General features: G+C 39.8%; 18 protein-coding genes. 5 read left to right on the top strand and 13 right to left on the bottom strand.

What is annotated here, in order from left to right; all coding sequences use genetic code 11:
- Positions 1-80 precede the first annotated feature (80 nt).
- The 8 genes from L2B55_RS18995 to L2B55_RS14230 all read right to left on the bottom strand — a co-directional run bounded on the left by L2B55_RS18995 (position 81) and on the right by L2B55_RS14230 (position 7,181).
- Entirely contained in the window at positions 81-269 is a 189-nt protein-coding gene (locus tag L2B55_RS18995; protein WP_338092184.1) for a hypothetical protein, read from the bottom strand.
- Between the two features lie 156 nt (positions 270-425).
- A complete protein-coding gene (locus L2B55_RS14260) occupies positions 426-2,132 on the bottom strand; it encodes an FAD-dependent oxidoreductase (protein ID WP_237846812.1) in 1,707 nt (568 codons plus the stop codon).
- Between the two features lie 217 nt (positions 2,133-2,349).
- Complete coding sequence (locus L2B55_RS14255) at positions 2,350-3,597, bottom strand: MFS transporter (RefSeq protein ID WP_237846811.1); 1,248 nt, start codon at positions 3,595-3,597, stop codon at positions 2,350-2,352.
- Positions 3,598-3,610: 13 nt separating this feature from the next.
- A complete protein-coding gene (locus L2B55_RS14250) occupies positions 3,611-4,333 on the bottom strand; it encodes a DUF2490 domain-containing protein (protein WP_237846810.1) in 723 nt (240 codons plus the stop codon).
- Between the two features lie 9 nt (positions 4,334-4,342).
- Positions 4,343-4,837 (bottom strand): YeeE/YedE family protein, encoded by a 495-nt coding sequence (locus tag L2B55_RS14245; RefSeq protein ID WP_237846809.1) that lies wholly within the window; start codon positions 4,835-4,837, stop codon positions 4,343-4,345.
- A gap of 11 nt (positions 4,838-4,848) precedes the next feature.
- Positions 4,849-5,409: a YeeE/YedE family protein gene (locus tag L2B55_RS14240; protein WP_237846808.1), complete on the bottom strand. Its 561-nt coding sequence runs from the start codon at positions 5,407-5,409 to the stop codon at positions 4,849-4,851.
- A 9-nt stretch (positions 5,410-5,418) separates the two neighbouring features.
- A complete protein-coding gene (locus L2B55_RS14235; RefSeq protein ID WP_237846806.1) occupies positions 5,419-5,793 on the bottom strand; it encodes a rhodanese-like domain-containing protein in 375 nt (124 codons plus the stop codon).
- Positions 5,769-7,181, bottom strand: coding sequence for an MBL fold metallo-hydrolase (locus L2B55_RS14230; RefSeq protein ID WP_237846805.1), 1,413 nt, complete (start codon positions 7,179-7,181; stop codon positions 5,769-5,771). Before L2B55_RS14230 ends, L2B55_RS14235 begins: the two co-directional genes overlap by 25 nt.
- A 310-nt stretch (positions 7,182-7,491) precedes the next feature.
- Here L2B55_RS14230 and L2B55_RS14225 point away from each other — a divergent pair, with 310 nt between their 5' ends.
- Positions 7,492-8,130, top strand: coding sequence for a Crp/Fnr family transcriptional regulator (locus L2B55_RS14225; RefSeq protein ID WP_237846804.1), 639 nt, complete (start codon positions 7,492-7,494; stop codon positions 8,128-8,130).
- Positions 8,131-8,286: 156 nt separating this feature from the next.
- On the opposite strand, the gene L2B55_RS14220 is transcribed toward L2B55_RS14225, so the two are convergent.
- From L2B55_RS14220 to L2B55_RS14205, 4 genes are all read right to left on the bottom strand, one after another.
- Complete coding sequence (locus tag L2B55_RS14220; protein ID WP_237846803.1) at positions 8,287-8,535, bottom strand: hypothetical protein; 249 nt, start codon at positions 8,533-8,535, stop codon at positions 8,287-8,289.
- A gap of 353 nt (positions 8,536-8,888) precedes the next feature.
- On the bottom strand, positions 8,889-10,502 hold the full coding sequence (locus tag L2B55_RS14215; RefSeq protein WP_237850297.1) for an NAD-dependent malic enzyme: 1,614 nt from the start codon (positions 10,500-10,502) through the stop codon (positions 8,889-8,891).
- Positions 10,503-10,540: 38 nt separating this feature from the next.
- Positions 10,541-10,708 carry a hypothetical protein gene (locus L2B55_RS14210; RefSeq protein ID WP_237846802.1) on the bottom strand — a complete coding sequence of 56 codons (168 nt, stop codon included), beginning with the start codon at positions 10,706-10,708 and terminating at the stop codon, positions 10,541-10,543.
- A 67-nt stretch (positions 10,709-10,775) separates the two neighbouring features.
- Entirely contained in the window at positions 10,776-12,230 is a 1,455-nt protein-coding gene (locus L2B55_RS14205) for an aspartate ammonia-lyase (RefSeq protein WP_237846801.1), read from the bottom strand.
- 784 nt (positions 12,231-13,014) lie between these two features.
- Between L2B55_RS14205 and L2B55_RS14200 the strand changes: the two genes are divergently transcribed.
- The 4 genes from L2B55_RS14200 to L2B55_RS14185 all read left to right on the top strand — a co-directional run bounded on the left by L2B55_RS14200 (position 13,015) and on the right by L2B55_RS14185 (position 16,357).
- A complete protein-coding gene (locus L2B55_RS14200) occupies positions 13,015-13,770 on the top strand; it encodes an alpha/beta hydrolase (protein ID WP_237846799.1) in 756 nt (251 codons plus the stop codon).
- Complete coding sequence (locus L2B55_RS14195; protein WP_237846797.1) at positions 13,767-14,573, top strand: alpha/beta hydrolase; 807 nt, start codon at positions 13,767-13,769, stop codon at positions 14,571-14,573. The genes L2B55_RS14200 and L2B55_RS14195 overlap by 4 nt, the downstream gene beginning before the upstream one ends.
- Positions 14,574-14,853: 280 nt before the next feature.
- The gene (locus L2B55_RS14190) at positions 14,854-15,360 is read left to right on the top strand and encodes a P-loop nucleotide/nucleoside kinase family protein (protein ID WP_237846795.1); all 507 of its coding nucleotides are present in this window, start codon (positions 14,854-14,856) and stop codon (positions 15,358-15,360) included.
- A complete protein-coding gene (locus L2B55_RS14185) occupies positions 15,338-16,357 on the top strand; it encodes a hypothetical protein (RefSeq protein ID WP_237846794.1) in 1,020 nt (339 codons plus the stop codon). The genes L2B55_RS14190 and L2B55_RS14185 overlap by 23 nt, the downstream gene beginning before the upstream one ends.
- 545 nt (positions 16,358-16,902) lie before the next feature.
- On the opposite strand, the gene L2B55_RS14180 is transcribed toward L2B55_RS14185, so the two are convergent.
- Complete coding sequence (locus tag L2B55_RS14180; protein WP_237846793.1) at positions 16,903-18,390, bottom strand: Fic family protein; 1,488 nt, start codon at positions 18,388-18,390, stop codon at positions 16,903-16,905.
- Positions 18,391-18,421 lie beyond the last annotated feature (31 nt).

The following is an 18,421-nucleotide window of genomic DNA, read 5'->3' as shown; positions in this document are numbered from 1 at the left end:
TTTTGTGTTGTTACTAGTATTTGATGTTGTATTGTTACTAGTATTTAATGTTGTGCTATTACTAGTATTTGATGTAGATGCTATTCGGACAGTATACGGTAAAGTTCAAGATTGAGATAATATGCACTTCCCGATATCATCCTTTTTTCCAGTATACCCATACCGGACAGTTCATTAAGATATTTTCTGGCTGTATTTTCAGCATAATATTGGCGATCGGTCAGGTGCTTCACACGGGTAAAGGGCTGGGTGAACAGTGCATTTACCAACAGTTCGGGTCGATTGAAAAATAATGACTGTACCTTAAAATAGATAAATAATTGAGGTTAGTAGGATGTTTGACCTCAAATCGATCCAAAATAAGATTAACAACCTTAAAATAAGCATATTTTTAAGGTGTTTCAGGATAGAGTTTCAGACCATTCTTAATTCTCGGAATTCTCATCAAACAAATAATTATGTGCGTACGAAAGCATACCTCCTGCTACGTTCTTCGCTTTGAATCCGTTTTGCGTTAACAGGCGGGTTGCCAGGTAGGCGCGCTGACCAGAACGGCATATCACATTAATCACTTTGTCTTTTGGAAGTTCATTGAGCCTGTCACGAAGTTCTTTGAGCGGAATATTGAGTGCTCCTGGATAACTTTCCACGGCAAGCTCAATAGGTTGGCGCACATCCAGTATAAATCCGGCCTTTGCATTTTCCCAATGAATAAGTTCCATGTCACCTCTCAGTATATTCGCAGCCACCATGCCCGCAAAGTTTATTGGATCTTTGGCACTTCCGAATTGAGGTGCATAGCAAAGCTCCGATTCTTCCAGATCGTATACGGTAGCACCCATTTGAAGCAGTGCAGCAAATGTACTGATGCGTTTATCTACATTGTCTTTTCCTAAAGCCTGAGCCCCTAATAGTTTTCCATCCGATTTACGGAAGATTACCTTCATGGCAATTGGCATGGCTCCCGGGTAATAACCTGCATGTGAATTTGGATAGAGATAGATTTTCTCATAGTCTTTTTTTCCTAAGCGAATCAGAGTTTTCTCACTCACGCCTGTCCATGCCACCGTAGCCCCAAACAATCCTACTATGGAAGTGCCCTGTGTGCCTCTAAAGGATGCTTTATGACCTGCAATCACATCAGCAGCAATTCTGCCTTGCCGGTTGGCCGGACCTGCCAGTGCGATAACACTCCACTCGCCTGTCACAAAATCCTTCACTTCAATGGCGTCACCAACTGCCAAAATATCCGGATCGCTAGTGATCATCTGATCGTTTACACGAATACCGCCGAGTTGTCCAAGTTCCAGACCGGCCATTTTAGCCAGTGTAGCATCAGGCTTCACTCCCAGGGCCAGGATGACGATATCAGCAGAGTAGGTTTTGCCCGATCGGGTTTCTACGATAAGGGTGCCATTTTCTCCTTGTTTAAAACCCGCCACACCATCCTTAAAGGCCAGGATAATACCATGCTCTCTGAGATGGCTCGCCACGATATCCGCATTTTCTTTATCGATCGGAGGCAGCACCTGGTCAATCATTTCCAGCACAGTAACTTCAAAACCTTTTTGTACAAGATTTTCGGCAGTTTCCAGCCCGATAAATCCACCCCCTACTATCACAGCTTTCGTCTTCGGCCGGATGGTTTGGAAACCGGAGTAGCGATACATGCCGGCCAGAAAAGGATTTCCTTTTTCAATCCATTCGTTGATAGCGCGTGCATCCGGCACAGTTCTCACATGGAATATACCCGGAAGGTCAATTCCGGGAAGGGGAGGTCTTACAGAAACCGCGCCGGGAGAAAGTACGAGTTTATCGTATTGGTGTATTATAACTTCACCGGTTTTCACATCGCGCAACTTCACCGCCTTTTCTTTTGGTAAAATCTCAATGGCCTCGCAATTAGTTCGCACATCAATATTAAACTGCTCACGAAACATTTGTTCACTTGCCACCAATAAACTTGATTCCTTCTCGATGACACCACCAATGTAATAGGGCAATCCGCAGTTTGCATACGAAACATAGGGCCCTTTTTCCACCATCATGATTTCGGCTTTTTCATCTAACCGTCTGAGACGTGCAGCGCAGGATGCTCCACCGGCAACTCCACCTACAATAATTACTTTCATAGCTTTTAATTGACGTTCTGCCTATGGCAAAAAGAGATTCTTTTAAAGGGCTTCAAAGTCCAGTTAACCTAATTTATCGATTTGTTTTTGAATCTGTTTAAACCAAACAAAGTTTTCTTTTTTGCCACTTTGTCCTAAAATAACTCGTAAAAAAGCAGTGCATTAAAACCTGCTTCAATTTGGTTAAATTAATTTTTTATGGCATGAAATACTTGAATTAGGTCCGCATTAATACAGCCCTGGCTTGCCCGGGCATACGGTATTTAATGATGAGTGAAGAAACGATCGTCAGACCGCCAATGAATAAAATGGCGTAAGTTATACCAAACATGTCGGCTGTGATACCTGAAATTATGGCGCCCAAGGCATAACCCAAATCTCTCCATAATCGAAATGTACCAATACTTTCGGCTCTTTGTTGAGGAGTTGAGGCTTGGGCAATGGTGGAAAGAAATGTGGGATAAACCAAAGCCGTGCCCAAACCAAGTAAAGCTGAAAGTGAAGCCAGAATTAAAATACCGGTACTAAATGGAATCAGCAAAATGGCCAAACCCTGTACTAACATGCCCCAAAACAGCATTGCCTTTTTTGAATAATGATCCGCCATTTTACCAGTAAAGAGTTGTCCAATTCCCCATACGGTTGGATAAATGGCTGTAATTATTCCCATATTTTGATTGTTGTAGTTAAGCGAAAGAAGAACCATGGGAAGCAAACCCCAAATCATTCCGTCATTCAAATTGTTAATTAAGCCTGCTTGTGTAACACTACTTAATGTTTTGTTTTTAAAGGTGGTTTCCCAAAAGACATTTTCTAACTGGGCTGTATTGTCGGTTGCACTTTCTTTATGCACAAATAGTCTGGTATCTTTTACCCAGAATAAAGTCAGCAAAAAACCGGTAATAGAAATAAAAACACCTATATAAAACGGATATGGGGTAATGCCATATTTGTTAGCTACGTATCCTGTTAAAAAGGCAATTAATCCAACTGAAAAGTAACCCGCGAATTCATTTAATCCCATGGCAAATCCGCGGTCCTTTTCGCCAACCAGGTCAATTTTCATTACCACTGTGCTGCTCCAGGTTACCCCCTGGCTGATGCCTAACAGCACATTGGCCAAAATGACCCAATACCAGCTTTGTGCATAGATCAGCATAAACGGAATTGGGATTGCCATTAACCAACCAATTAACAATAAATTTTTGCGACCAAACTTGTTGGCAAGCTTACCCGTGTAATAGTTTGCAATGGCTTTTGTAAAGCCAAATGCGGTAATAAATGAAAGAATGGCTGTTTTTGAGGCCATGCCAAATTTCAATTCAGCAAATTGAGGAAAGATGGTTCTCTCCATTCCTATCATACCACCAACAAAAGCATTTACAATTACCAAAATGGTAAACTGCTTCCAGTTTTCTTTAAGTCCAAGCTTGATCGTTTCTGCCATCATTATTATTTGAAGCAACTAATGTGTCTAGTTACGATTTAATTTTTAACTGATAAGTCAAATTAAGCATGATATTATTCTCCTTCAGCTTTTGACTGCTCGTAATTGGAAATCGGGTAACATGAATGTATCCGACGTCAAACTTAAGGTTGGGTAAAACTTTGTATTCAAGATTTAGCCCCAAGCGGTCATGATCTAAAAAGTGTTGAACAGTTGTTCCTGACACATTAAATAAAAGTTCGTCAAACAAAGATAGTTTCATTTGTTCCGTAAAGTCATAACGAAAACTCAGACGATTTCTCAATCGTGTTATGTCAGGCTGCAAACTGTTGAACATGCGATATTCTGCAGCTGAGCGATCCACAACATAGAATTTATTAAAAATCTCGTGCTGCAACTCCATGGCCACTGAAAATCTGATTTCTTTGCCGGGATCAGCCATTTCATCTGCCTGTTTTTGGATGATTTTGTAATTCGAAAAATAAGCAAAAGGCGAAATGGAAAACTTTATATCCTTGTTGTGTTGGTAATGAATCCAATTTCTGAATGAGAACATCAGGTTTTCATCAAACATGTTGCGGTATTCAAAACCGTTTTGTCGTCGGTGCTGAAATTCTGCATCCGTTTTAAATTTTGTACCAACAGGAATACTCAAAGTGCCTCTCAGCCAGGCATTGTAATGTTCTTGAGCACGTAGTGTTTGAGCAATAAAAATCAATATTGCTGTTGTGAGCAATGCCGTAAACTTTCTCATAAGTTCTGCTTAGTGAGGCAATTTATCTCTCAAAAAACCATAAACCCATGTCCCTGCAATGGCACTCAAAAGCGTAATGCCGATAACTGTGGCCCCTGTACCGATTTGTGCAAATATTGGCCCCGGACAAGCTCCTGTTATGGCCCAACCCAAACCGAAAATCAATCCCCCGTAAATTTGCCCTTTATTGAATTTTTTAGGGTGAAACACGATCTCTTCGCCATGGATGGTTTTGATGTTGAATTTCTTGATCAGCCAAACTGAAATCATTCCCACCACTACGGCACTTCCGATGATGCCGTACATGTGAAAGGACTGCATACGGAACATTTCCTGTATGCGAAACCAACTTACTACTTCGGACTTTATGAATACGATACCAAACAATACCCCCAAAACCAGGTATTTTATGTTGTAATACCATTTGTGCTGTAAACGACTTTCGTTTACACACATGGCGTCTAAGGAACGAACCTCAAAATCTGTATGTGTATTTTGTTGCATTTATTTTTTGTTTAAAGTGAAAGAATAAAAGGCAAAATCAAGTTGGCCATAATAAACCCACCAATCATAAAACTCATCGTGGCGATCAATGACGGTAATTGTAAATTGGATAATCCCATAATGGCATGCCCGCTTGTACAGCCGCCTGCGTAACGGGTTCCAAAGCCTACCAAAAAGCCCCCTCCGATCATCACCATTAGGCCCCTAAGACTAAACAATGACTGCCAATTCATTAGGTCTTCGGGAATTAAGCTATTGTAATTGGTAATACCGTATGTTGCCAGCTCTGCCGCCAATTTAGGATTGACTTCAATTGGGTTGGGGTTTGCCAATAAGTTAATGGCTATTACCCCGCCTAAAAATATTCCGAACACGAAAAACAGGTTCCATATTTCTTTTTTCCATTCGTATTTGAAAAACGGAATGTTTGCCGGCATACAGGATGCACAAATGTGGCGCAAAGATGAACTGATGCCGAATGATTTATTCCCCATGATTAAAAGTGCGGGAACGGTTAATCCGATTAACGGGCCGGCCACATACCAAGGCCAGGGCTGTAATAAAAAATCCATGAATTTGTTTTATCTCTTTTCGTTAATTAATCCTTTTATATTTTCCCATGTGCCACCGTTTATGACACTTTGAAAACCATTTTGCTCTAAAAAGCTTTTTGCCTGACTGCTTCTGTTGCCACTTCTGCAAAACACGACGATAGTTTCCTTGCCCTTGAATTTTGCCAATTGGTTCGGTAGCCGATCCAGCGGAATATTTACCGCTCCTTTAACGCTGCCTGATGCAAACTCGGCAGGCGTGCGTACATCTACTAAAAACGCACCTCTTTTAAGGGCTTCGCTTAATTGACTGTTGTCTTGGGCGAACATATTTTTGAATAATCCAAACATTGCTTTTACTGTTGATTTAATGATGAAAATTAGTTTAACACTTTGCTTTGGCATACATAATCCGTTTTAGGAACAGAGGTTTTTGCAATGGCTCCGAAACCGCCCTCTACTTCAGTGAAGTTTCTGTAGCCTCTTGACTGTAATATACTTGCTGCTATCATGCTGCGGTATCCGCCGGCACAATGCAGATAAAAATGTTCCCGGGCGTCGATATCCTTAATCCAATCGTTGATATAGGCCAGCGGTTTGCTGTAGGCTTCTTCAACGTGTTCTGCTGCGTATTCGCTTTCTTTGCGAACGTCTATGATTTTGCCTTCGCCAATTTTTACTTCCCTTGCAAACTGTTCTGCTGTAATGCGGTCTACTATATCGATTTTCTCGCCCCCTTCTTTCCAGGTTTCAAATCCGCCTTCCAAATGCCCCAGTACATTGTCAAAACCTACGCGGCTCAACCTGGTTACCGCTTCTTCTTCTTTTCCATTATCTGTCACTAATAAAATGGGCTGCTTTACATCCACTATCATGGCACCTACCCAAGGGGCAAAATCACCGTTTAGTCCGATATTGATCGATTGGGGAATAAAACCTTTGACAAAATCGATGTTGCTTCTGGTGTCCAAAATCAACGCTCCGGATGCTTCGGCAGCTGCTTGAAATTCTGAAATCGAAAGGGCTTTCATTCCGTGGCTCAATACTTCATCAAAGCTGTCGTACCCCTTTTTGTTCATGGCCACGTTCATTCCGAAATAGGCCGGTGGCGGGAACAAACCATCGGTAACGGCTTTAACAAAAGCTTCTTTACTGGACTGATTTAAGGCATAATTCATTTTCTTTTGATTACCCAACGAATCCACTGTTTCTTTCATCATGTTTTTTCCGCAGGCTGAACCGGCTCCATGTGCAGGATACACCGTTATATCATCCGGCAAAGGCAAAATTTTGTTGTACAGACTTTCATAAAGCAATCCGGCCAATTCTTCCTGGCTGAGGTGCGCTGCTTTTTGAGCCAAATCAGGACGACCTACATCCCCCAGGAAAAGGGTGTCACCACTAAATATGGCAGTTTCTTTTCCATTTTCGTCAATCAATAAAAAGCATGAGCTTTCCATGGTATGACCGGGGGTGTGCAGCACCTTGATTTTTACATTACCCAGCTCAAAAACCTGGTTATCCTGAGCCACAATGGCTTCAAATTCAGGATTTGCATTGGGCCCGTAAACGACAGGCGCACCGGTTTTTTTGCTTAAACCAAGGTGACCACTCACAAAGTCCGCGTGAAAGTGAGTTTCAAAAATGTATTTGAGTTTTACACCATCTTTTTCCAACCTTTCCAGGTAGGGCCGTGTCTCGCGCAATGGATCAATAACGGCAGCTTCACCATTTGAAGTAATGTAATATGCACCCTGTGCTAAACATCCTGTATAAATTTGTTCTACTTTCATTGTTATGGTAATTGTTTGACTTATAAACTCTTGTCTGATTTTGATGATGCAAAATTCGCTTGATTATTTTTCCTGTTCTGCTATTTTAGTTACACAAGGAATTTTTTTTCAGGAATATTTATCGATGATGATGATTTAAAATGCTCGTAGTCGAAGGATGCGCAGTCGAAAGACTTTTTTTGTCATACATTAAATGGTTTAGTACTTTCGCTAAAGAACTTTGTTAAGAATGCCGATGCACCAATTTGTAAAAAGTTAGGCATCCGTACAGACATCAATTCCCCCCCAATGCTAATTTTAACATTGAAAAATGGAAACTCTTGAACAAATCACTGAATTTAAGTCATCGCCAGAACTGGTTGAGAAACTGTATGAATACGGCACACAAAAAAACTACAAAGCTGGAAGCACCATCCTAAATGAAAACGCTAATATCCGATCCATTCCTATAGTTATTAATGGAACCATTAAAGTGATCAGAACGGAAGAAGATGGCAGGGAAATTTTACTTTATTATATCAAAGCAGGCGAAAGTTGCATTATGTCCTTCCTGGGCGGATTGCATCATGAAACTAGCAAAGTAAAAGCCCAGGTAGAAGAAGATGCCGAAATCCTTTTTTTACCCGTTGACAAAGTTTCATTATTCATAAAGGAATATCCGCAATGGTTGGATTATATTTTTCGTTTGTATCACAAACGCTTTGAAGAACTATTAGAAATTGTCAATGCCATTGCGTTTAAAAAAGTAGATGAACGCTTATTGGCTTTGCTTAAAAAGAAGGCAAACCTCACCCAATCCAATACCATCCAAATTACCCATGAACAATTAGCCAACGAACTCGGAACGGCTCGTGTTGTCGTTTCTCGGTTATTGAAACAGTTGGAAGAAAGCGGCGTGGTTCAACTTGGCAGAAACAAAATTATACTTACGCAGTCAAACGGGCTATAATGGTTTTGAGTGAGAAGTATTCTCACAAGGGCTTATCTTATATGATTACTACAGGTTTCCATAAAATCAGTTTTTAACTGACAATTTTTCAAATTGTTCTTTGAGCTGTAACAAAAGTAACTGTACGGACAGTATTAACTTCCGAATTTTACTCAACTAATATAAACTGATATGAAAAAGAAAAACCATCCGCATTTTGATTGCGGTTGTCATAGCGGCTTTGTATTTCACCAAAGTCATATCAGACACCCTGGCAATTGCCTCAGGTAAGTTATAAGTGCCATATAATTGATTGTCGGTATGAGCGAGCGATTTTTTTAATTTTTTATCAATAATGGTAGATAGGTGCATATTCCATTGTGCTCCCATGTAATTATTAATAGGGCCACTATTAATATTATCCATCTTAATTGCACTGTCCAATGCGCCTTTTCTTTATTTCAGCCAAATATTTACGAAATTGGGCAGGAGCATCGTGTTCAGGCCGCATATGCAAGTCAGTTATATGAGCAATGCGCATTAACCTTTTAGCCTGCGATCTACTGGCACCGTTTGAGCTGTTATTGATGAAAAACCACCCAAAGCCACAGCTCCCGTAGCTAGTCCTATATTTTTAAAAAGTTCTCTTCTTTACATAGTTAAGACTTTGTTTGATTTGCAAGAAAACCTTTATCGCTATTAAGGACGTATAACTCGGGTATCCAGTGCAAATTCCTCATTCAAATGGGATTGGTGGCTCTTCACATTGTGCCGGTCAATTAACGATATTTTGGTTCATACATTTTGTTTTTAATAAATGTCCTTATATCAGTCGGCTTTTTTATACCGGCTAAACCGCTTTCAAATATTTTTTCTGCAACTTTTACAGCTACATTATAGGACACTTCCTGAATATTATCTATAAGAGGGTAGATTAAACCTTTTGCGAAATTTTCTTCAGTGACTTGTTCGGCCACTGCTTCTGCTGCAGTTACAAATATTTCATTGGTAACTCTATTTGCTTCGGTTGCAAATATGGCCAAACCTATAGCTGGAAAAATATAGACATTGTTCCCTTGACCCGATGTGAATGTTTGGCCCTCAATGGTTACTGGTGCAAATGGACTGCCGCTGGCGAAGATCGCCTTGCCTTTACTCCAGGTGTATGCTTGTTCTGCTGTACATTCTGAATGTGATGTTGGATTTGAGTAAGGAAAAATAAGAGGTCTTAAGTTAACTGCACACATGTTTTCAATAACCTGTTGATTAAAAGCTCCTCCGACAGTACTGACCCCGATTATAGCAGTGGGTTTTATTTTAAGTATAGATTTTGCAAAATCATCAGATGGTTCGCTTTCATGTGCAAAAGGCTTTTGATAATCGGCAAGATCATTTCTTGATTTGACAAGCAATCCATTTACATCAAACATCCAAACATGCTTCAATGCTTCTTTCCTATCAAGACCGTCTTTTTGAAACTTGTAAACAAGCATATCAGCAATGCCAAATGCTGCTGCGCCTGCTCCCAAAAAAAGTATCTTCTGTGTATTGAAAGGAGTGCCTGAAAACCGGCTTGCTGTAATAATGCCGGCAGTAGCGATGGCTGCGGTGCCTTGCATATCATCATTAAAAGTACAAACTTTGTCATGATACCTATCCAGAATGCGGATCGCATCTTTACCCGCAAAGTCTTCCCATTGAATACAAATTTTGGGGAAAACTTTATTAATTGCCACTACAAATGTTTCAATAAATTCATCAAATTCTTGTCCGCCTATTCTTTTTCTTTTTAGACCTGGATAAAGAGGGTCATTTAAAAATGTTTCATTATTTGTTCCCACATCCAATATAATAGGAAGAGTATATTCAGGAGGAACACCGGCACAACTTGTATATAAAACCAATTTGCCAATGGGAATTCCCATTCCACAAATTCCTAGATCGCCTAACCCCAATATTCGGCCACCGTCAGAAACAACTGTAAACCGAACATCTTTGACGGGCCAGTTTCTAAGTATTGTCTCGATGTTATCTTTTTGTTCGATGGATATAAACAATCCTCTTGGCCGCCTGGTAATATGGCCCAAACGCTGACAAGCCTCCCCAACAGTAGGGGTATATACCAGCGGTAAAAACTTTGCAGGATTACTTATGACGGTCTTAAAGAATAATGTTTCATTGGTATCAAGAAGGGCGGTGAGATAAATGTATTTATTAATTGGAGTTTCAAAACTATCCAATTGCTCATTCACTCTGAGGATTTGTGTTTCCATGGTTTCAATTTGGTCCGGCAACAATCCTTCCAAGCCATACTTTTTTCTTTCTTCTAATGTAAATGCTGTTCCCTTATTGGTGCCTGGGTTACGCAATATTGAATAGCCTGAATCTTCCATTGTATTTCTATTCAAGTGTTTTATATTTTCCAGTAAGGTTAGTAATCGCTTTCAATACTGGTTTTGTCAATATTCAAGAGATATAAAGAACCTACAAAATCGTCAACAGAGGCACAAACAGTCCAAACAGAAAAAATCTGTTTAGGCCACCAAATCATTTTTAAATTTGCAGCCGTAGCAATTATACTCAGTCTAATTTCTGACACTTTTAAAATGCTTGCTTATATAAGATATTAGACTGATTATTGATTTTATAGGTTTAATTTCAAGTATTTATGGCTCTTGACCAGTCATTACAGCCGGGTCGAGTAGTTTTTTAATCTGATCCTCTGTCAGTAATTTCTTTTCACGAATCAATTCCAGAATTCCCTTGTTTGATTGGAGTGCTTCTTTTGCAAGCTCAGTTGTTTTTTCATATCCTAATACAGGATTCAGGGCGGTAACGATACCAACACTGCGTTCAATATAACGCTCCAACACTTCTTTATTTGCAGTGATACCATCGATGCAATTCTTCCTGAACAATGGCATTGACTTGAAGAGTAAACCCTGCGACTCCATTATGGCAATCGCCTCCAGAGGTTCATACGCATTTAATTGCAGTAAGCCTGAATGAGCAGCCATTGTTACTGCAAGGTCATTGCTAATTACTTTGAAACATATTTCATTCATCAATTCAGGCATTACCGGATTCACTTTACCAGGCATAATTGATGATCCGGGTTGCAAAGGTGGAAGGTTGATTTCAAAAATGCCGGTGCGTGGGCCGGAGGCAAGGAAGATTAAGTCACTACTGATTTTTGATAAGGCTATCGCGAAACTTTTTAGTGCAGATGAATAAATCACAAATCCTTGCTGACTGCTTGTTGCGGCGATCAGGTCTTTGCTCATCACAATGGGCTTGCCGGTGATTTTGGCAAGATGCGCCGCCACCTTTTCGGCATACCCGGGCGATGCCGTTATACCAGTGCCAATAGCAGTTGCCCCCATATTTTGTTCGCACAAAAATGTTTCTGATCTACGCATGGCAGTTATTTCTGCATCAAGCTGGTTTCCAAAAGCATGAAACTCCTGACCTATAGTCATCGGTACAGCATCTTGTCCTTCTGTGCGTCCCATTTTCAGCAGGGCTTTGAATTCATCTCCTTTTTGATGGAAGGATTGCGAAAGAGCTTGGGCTTCCTTAATCAACTTGTCATTATGCAGCAATAACGCCACTTTAATAGCGGTTGGATAAACGTCGTTGGTGGATTGACCCATGTTCAGGTCGTCATGAGGCTCAATGAATTGATATTCGCCTTTTTTATGCCCGCTTAGTTCTAAGGCAATATTGGCGAGCACTTCATTAGCGTTCATATTAGCTGATGTGCCTGCGCCCCCTTGGTATAAGTCAACCAGAAACTGATCGTGATATTTTCCATCCATTACCGCTTTACATGCCTTCTCGATAGCATCAAGTCTTTCTTTCTTCATTCTCCCTACCTCAGCATTAGCCCTGGCTGCCGCCAGTTTTACTATAGCAAAGGCCTTCACATAGTCGGGGTAAGTCTTTGTTGTGAGGCTACTCACCTGAAAATTCTCTAGAGCACGTGCAGTTTGAATTCCGTAATAGGCGTTTGCAGGAATTTGCTTCTCACCCAAAAGGTCTTTTTCTGTGCGGGTCTGCGCATTGAGACTACCTATGCACAACCAAAACAGAATTGGCGTTATTAATTTTGTGTTACTCATGTTTTTATTTCTAAAGGGTGTCTTGAAGTAATTTTTGATTCCAAACCTGGTCTGCCGAGCAGATAAATAGTCGTTTCGTATTTTCCGAACTGATTTTCAAAAGCAGGAAGCTTCGCGAATTGGAATTGAGCCGAGCCCTACTCAACAATTTTTGTATTGTTTTCATAGGTAAATAGTAATTGTTTAATTAAATAATGTATTTACTTATAACAATCTGACAATCTGATGATTAATATAGGAAAAAAAGCGATATGATGCTACATTTCTTTGCCTTATTCATGAAAATCCTAGTCCGGGGATAAGGCACGTGGGCATTTAGGAACCGAAATTATGAACAAAGCAAAGAATTAGAACTTATACAGCTTACCACTAACATCCCCTTTGACGACAGGGTAAACACGCATGCCGGGGTAGATGCGCTGAGTTTTTCGTTGATGCGCGAATATTTGCATAAAACTAACAGCAAGCTTTACGATGAAAGTGTTAAGATGGATACTAAAGAGCTTGCCGTTCAAGTGAATTTCAGCTAATATTCGCTTGGCAAGCACGGATGACGTGCAACTTGGTTCTTCCAGCAAATCCACTTATTTTAGTCACGGGTTGGCTATTGAGTGTGGTTTCTTTGCGCCGATCGGAAAACTCAGGAACGTTGGGCATCATTCCAACTAACAATGAGTTTAAGATTGGATAATTGACATAATAGCAGAATTCAAAGTATTGATATACTCAGAGGTTTGAAATGATTTTTATTACCTGGATATTTTGGATAATCGGTATTTATCTAGTGACAGCAATTCTTCTCTATTTCTTTCAGAATTATTTCTTCTATCACCCTGAGAGGTTGCCTAAAAACTTTCGATTTGTTTATCCTGAAAAGTTCGAAGAGTTTGAGATACGGGTGCCAAATGGTAGTTATATTGATGCTTTGCTATTCAAAGGAAGAAATTCTAAGGGCGTGGTTCTTTACTTCAAAGGTAATACCCGTTCCATCAAAGGTTGGAGCAAGTTCAGAACTGATTTCCTTAATTCAGGTTATGATTTTTTTATTTTTGACTACCCAGGGTTCGGGAAAAGTACAGGACATCCGACCGAAACAGAAATATTTCATAATACCGAAGCTGTATATGAAAAAGTAAAAGAACTATACCCGGAAGACAGGATCATCATTTACGGAAGATCGTTGGGTAGTGGCTTTGCCACCAGGATTGCTTCATTGAATAACCCGCGTTTATTAATATTGGATTCACCCTTTTATAGCTTAAAGAAACTGGCCAAATATTACAGCTGGATCCTACCCTTAAAAATGATATTGAAATTCAATGTACCTCTCAATGAATATATAAAAGATGTATCCTGCCCCATAATTATTTTTCATGGTAACCGCGATAGAATTATACCATACAAGTTCAGCAAACAATTGAAATCAGAGTTCCCTGAAAAAATAAAACTCCTAACCATCAACGGGGGAAAACATAACAACCTGCCATTATTTGATGAGTATCATCTACAGCTGAATGAAATCCTAAAACTGCTGTTATGATGACAATAATCTGGATAATAATTGGTCTGGCAGTTGCACTAGTGTTTGGAAACATTCTAACATATACTTTTCAGTATCATATATTATTCCGGCCCCGAAAGATGTCTGATGATCATCCCTTTCATTTTCAAGTCCATTTTGAAGAGATAAATCTCATCACTCCAGGAAATGGCAAGATCAACTGTTTGTGGTTTAAAGCCAATAATGAAAAATCAAAAAAAGGTGTTATCCTTTATTTCCATGGAAACGTTGGCAATCTGTTACGTTGGGGACATATATATGATCAGGAATTTCACAAACTGGGACTTGATCTGATTATGATGGATTACCGCGGTTACGGTAAAAGCAAAGGCAGGATCAACGAAAAGTTTTTTTTTAAAGATGCAGAAGCTGTCTTCATGTTTGCCAAACAGCATTATTCATCACAAGAAATCATTATTTACGGCAGAAGTATAGGTAGTGGATTGGCTTCTTATCTGGCTTCTGAAGTTTACGCCCGGAAACTCATACTGGAAACTCCTTTTTCATCTATATCAGACTTATTTCATTCATATTATCCATTTCTTCCTAAATTGTTTGTGTTCCGATTTCCTTTTAAGAACAAGGAATACCTTAAAAGTGTGCCATATCCTATCATTGTTATTGTTGGCGCTAATGATAAAATTACCCCTGTAAGAAGCTCCAGAGAATTAAAGAAATCGTTAAAGAAAGATGACAAGTATGTCATTATTAAAGATGGGAAACATAACAACCTTTCTTCATTCTCAGAATTTTATGAACTGATAAAAAAAGAGTTGTCCTGATGTTCATCTTTATGATGGAACTGTTCCGTATTCCTTACAAAACAAAAATCGCTTAACAAGGCTTCGCGGATTGCTTGTTTAATGGCCTCACGATAAGTTAGGGTGGTCAGCTTATTTGCCATACAGCAAATGGTATTTAAATAAGTTAGCGGTAAATACCGCAAATATTCTTGATTTAAATCTACAAACAAGCTGATTAATATCATATTAGTTATTTTGTTCAAAATCTGTCCTTTACTTAAATTAATGAAATTTTTCTTGAAACATTTTTGAACCTTTTATGATCGTAATTGTGTTTGGCTTGCCAGGTTCTGGTAAAAGTTATTTTGCTTCCCGTCTTGCTGAAATGATAAATGCTGATTATATAAACAGTGACAGATTAAGGATGGAGATGTATGCTGTCAGAACGTATTCTGAAGAAGAGAAACTTTCAGTTTATGATAAAATGCTGGAAAAAGTAAGGCACTCAAATGTGGATAATAGAAATACAATAGTAGACGGTACATTTTATAAAAAAGATATCAGGAAAAAATTCACAGATGAATTAAGGGCCTATGGTACTATCTTTTTTATTGAAGTAAGAGCTGAAAAATCCATCATCCGTGAACGGCTAAAAAATCCCAGGTCGTACAGTGAGGCAGATTTTAACACCTATAAAAAGATAAAGACCCAATGGGAGCCTATGGAGGATGATCACCTAGTGCTGGAATCGACAAACGATAATATCGAAGAGATGTTATTGCAGGCTGTTAACCATTTAAATTATGGAGAAAGAAGAAATAAATAAACTGATTTCAACAAATAAATTTCTCGATATGTGCGACCATGCTGAGCTTGTTGAAACGCATATTTCATGGGTTATTTTGTGTAACAAGTTTGTTTACAAGATCAAGAAACCCATGCATTATTCATTCCTAGACTTTTCCACGCTTGAGAAAAGGAAATATTATTGCCAAAAGGAGGTGGAATTGAATCAAAGACTGACAAAGGATGTGTACCTGGATATTCTGCCCGTTAGAAAATCGCCCGAAGGAATTACTCTTGGCCTGAATGAGGGAGAAATTGTTGATTATGCGGTTCGAATGCGAAAGCTGGATCGCGAAAAGCAAATGGATGTTTTACTGCAAAACAATAGGGTTTCAGAAATCGACATCCAACATATAGCACAACATATAGCAGCTTTTCATATAAATGCCGGCTGCATTTATCAGAAAGAAGTGCTTGATGTTCAGAAGAAATTCAATGCCCTGGAGGAGGAAATAGATTATTTACTCGGGCATTTGGATACTGAAAGCAGGGATATCATCAACAAGGCGGTTGAAGCAACCAAAAGGTTTGTTCTCAAACATGAAGCCCTTTTATTGAAAAGACTCAACTTGGGTTTTTTTCGTGATGTTCATGGAGATCTACACTCACGGAATATTTTTCTGCTGCCGGAGCCGGTTATTTTCGATTGCATAGAGTTCAGTGATGATTACCGCCAGATTGATGTGCTGAACGAGATCGCCTTTTTATGTATGGACCTCGAAGCATTCGGACGACAGGATTTGTCTGAATTGTTTATCAAAGCGTACAATGACTTGTTTCCTGCTATACAGACTGAAGAGGAAAAATCACTCTTTATTTATTACAAATGTTATCGTGCTAATGTGAGGGCAAAGGTTAACAGTCTTAGGGCAAAGGATGCTGATAATGAGCAGCGCAAAAAAGCATTAACTGAAACGGAAAAATACTTACGGCTTATGGATTCTTATGTTTCATTACTTACTTTTCCAGCACTTTAAAAAGGGTAATCTATTTACCGCTGTTTCTAAAAATATCAGGCGGTATTTGGGTGTTGTCCATTTGATCAATTACCCGTGCTTTCATTTCATCCAATGTCATCTCCGGGTTTGTGAAAGCGCCATTCTGATAAAACTGTCCGTGTAAAATAAAAAAAACCGCTTTAAATTATATTTTAAAGCGGTTTTAATGTGTTCTGTAGAGCCGGAGGGGAATGTGTTTTCCTCAAAATAACCTGATGTTCAATATTTTAAGGTGGTAAAAAATCCTAACTCACCGAATTACTCACCACTTTAATTTTATTTAAGGATAGCTGCAAATGCTATGTTCAAATCTAAAAAAAATCGGCTGTTAGCAGCAAGTTTTAATGACAATTTATGATAATGTTTTGTTATTCATCAAGTGCTTGAAAATACTTTACGTTTTATAATGTTAGCAGCTACAAATAATTGCAAAATCTTATATAGTTAATACCGGTGAGAATAGTTCAGGCTGAAGTAGATGAACTGGAGCGGAACTTGCTTTAAATCATGTCGTTTAAATCTCCTTAGGACTGCTCTCCGTCAATCCTTAAAATATAATCCTCTCCCTCTTCAAAGGCATTGCTTTGTTTCAGCACATGGTAAATACGATTCATGTCCTCCCCGGCTATCGTGGTACTGAATTTCCATGCTCGAAGCAGCATCCGGATATACTTCTCCGGCTCGTTCCTTCTGGAAACGGCTCGTAGAGCCCCAAGATAATCTTCCCTGAAAACTGTGGGGATAATAATCTTGCTCTGGTTAGTTTTTAAGAGTTCAGCATTCATCATTACCCTTGCCAGCCTACCGTTGCCATCTAAAAATGGATGGACCTCGCTGACCAGAAACATCATGTAGGCCGCTTTCGCAAACGGTTCGTTAAGGCCCTGGTAAAATTCAAATCCCTTGATCAAAGTTCCCCTAACCAGTTCCATGTCGACGAAGTCGGTATTGCCAGCCCGGTTGTTCCTGTCCTTGAACTCGCCGGGCTTTTTTGATGGCCTGGCACTAAGCATGATCTTGTGCCTGTATTGCAATATCTCCAGCAAATGTTCCGGGCTTTCGGGAGTGATTTTCATCTCATTGCGGTTGCTCACGATCTGATAGGTGCCGAGTATGTCATGGGAATCCTCGTCTCTTGTTGCCATTGGCCGGCCTGTTTCAATGATTTGCATCGCTTCTTCCAGTTTGAATTTGGTCCCCTCGATGAAGTTCGAAAAATAGGCCTCATAGAAAGCAAAATTTTTGAATGCGGTATTGCTCACATTGGGATCCGAGAATGGGCTGGTCGGGGTGTTTTTTAGCGTTACAAACAGGTTTTCGAAAAGCTCGATCCGTTTGGCATCGAACGGTTGCCCAAATGCCCGGGCAAGGGCGATCGGGGATTTTAGTATACTCGATGGCTTGGTCGTCAGGATCGCACTGATAAGTCGGTCGAGCTTTTCGAATTCCTTTTTCATTCCCAACTGGCCGGATAATTCCCTCGCCCTGTCGCGAAGTTCGTTCAATCCAACTTCTCCTTGGATCTTTACTATCTGTTCGAGCTTTTCCTCCACCTCTGGTAGGGTCAAGATTTTTGATGAAGGTCCTGGTCTTCTGGATGTTTGCAGGTTTTCTAGAATTGCCCTTGCCTGTCCTGAGACATGGAGACCATCGACAAATGGCAGATCATCAGATAGTGCGGATGGTCCAGCCATCATGTTCAAGGTCACCCCTGGAAGTTTTATTCTTCTTTCATAGTTATAGGTCAGAAAGATATCACCGGAAGTAGTTGGGCGATACTCAAAAGCGGAGCGGTGACTCAATAGGGCTCCGCTATATAGATGGCCGATAATCTTGAAAAGATTCCTCTTGATGATCGACTGTTCTTCGTCTTCCAGGTTCGGTGAATAGATGCGGGGAGCGAGTTTCTTTAGTTTTCCCTGCTTGATCAGTGAAGATATGGCGCGACTTTTCTCGGCATTGCTCGAGGAGAATATGATTTCCTGTAGGTGCAGGGGTGTGTTCTTGTCCATTATTTACAAAAAATTAATGCTAAATACGACA

Origin of the sequence: Solitalea lacus (assembly GCF_022014595.1) — a bacterium.
Classification (GTDB): Bacteria; Bacteroidota; Bacteroidia; order Sphingobacteriales; family Sphingobacteriaceae; genus Solitalea; species Solitalea lacus.
Note: the sequence above shows the minus strand (reverse complement) of the source record. Positions and strands in the feature narration are given on the sequence as shown.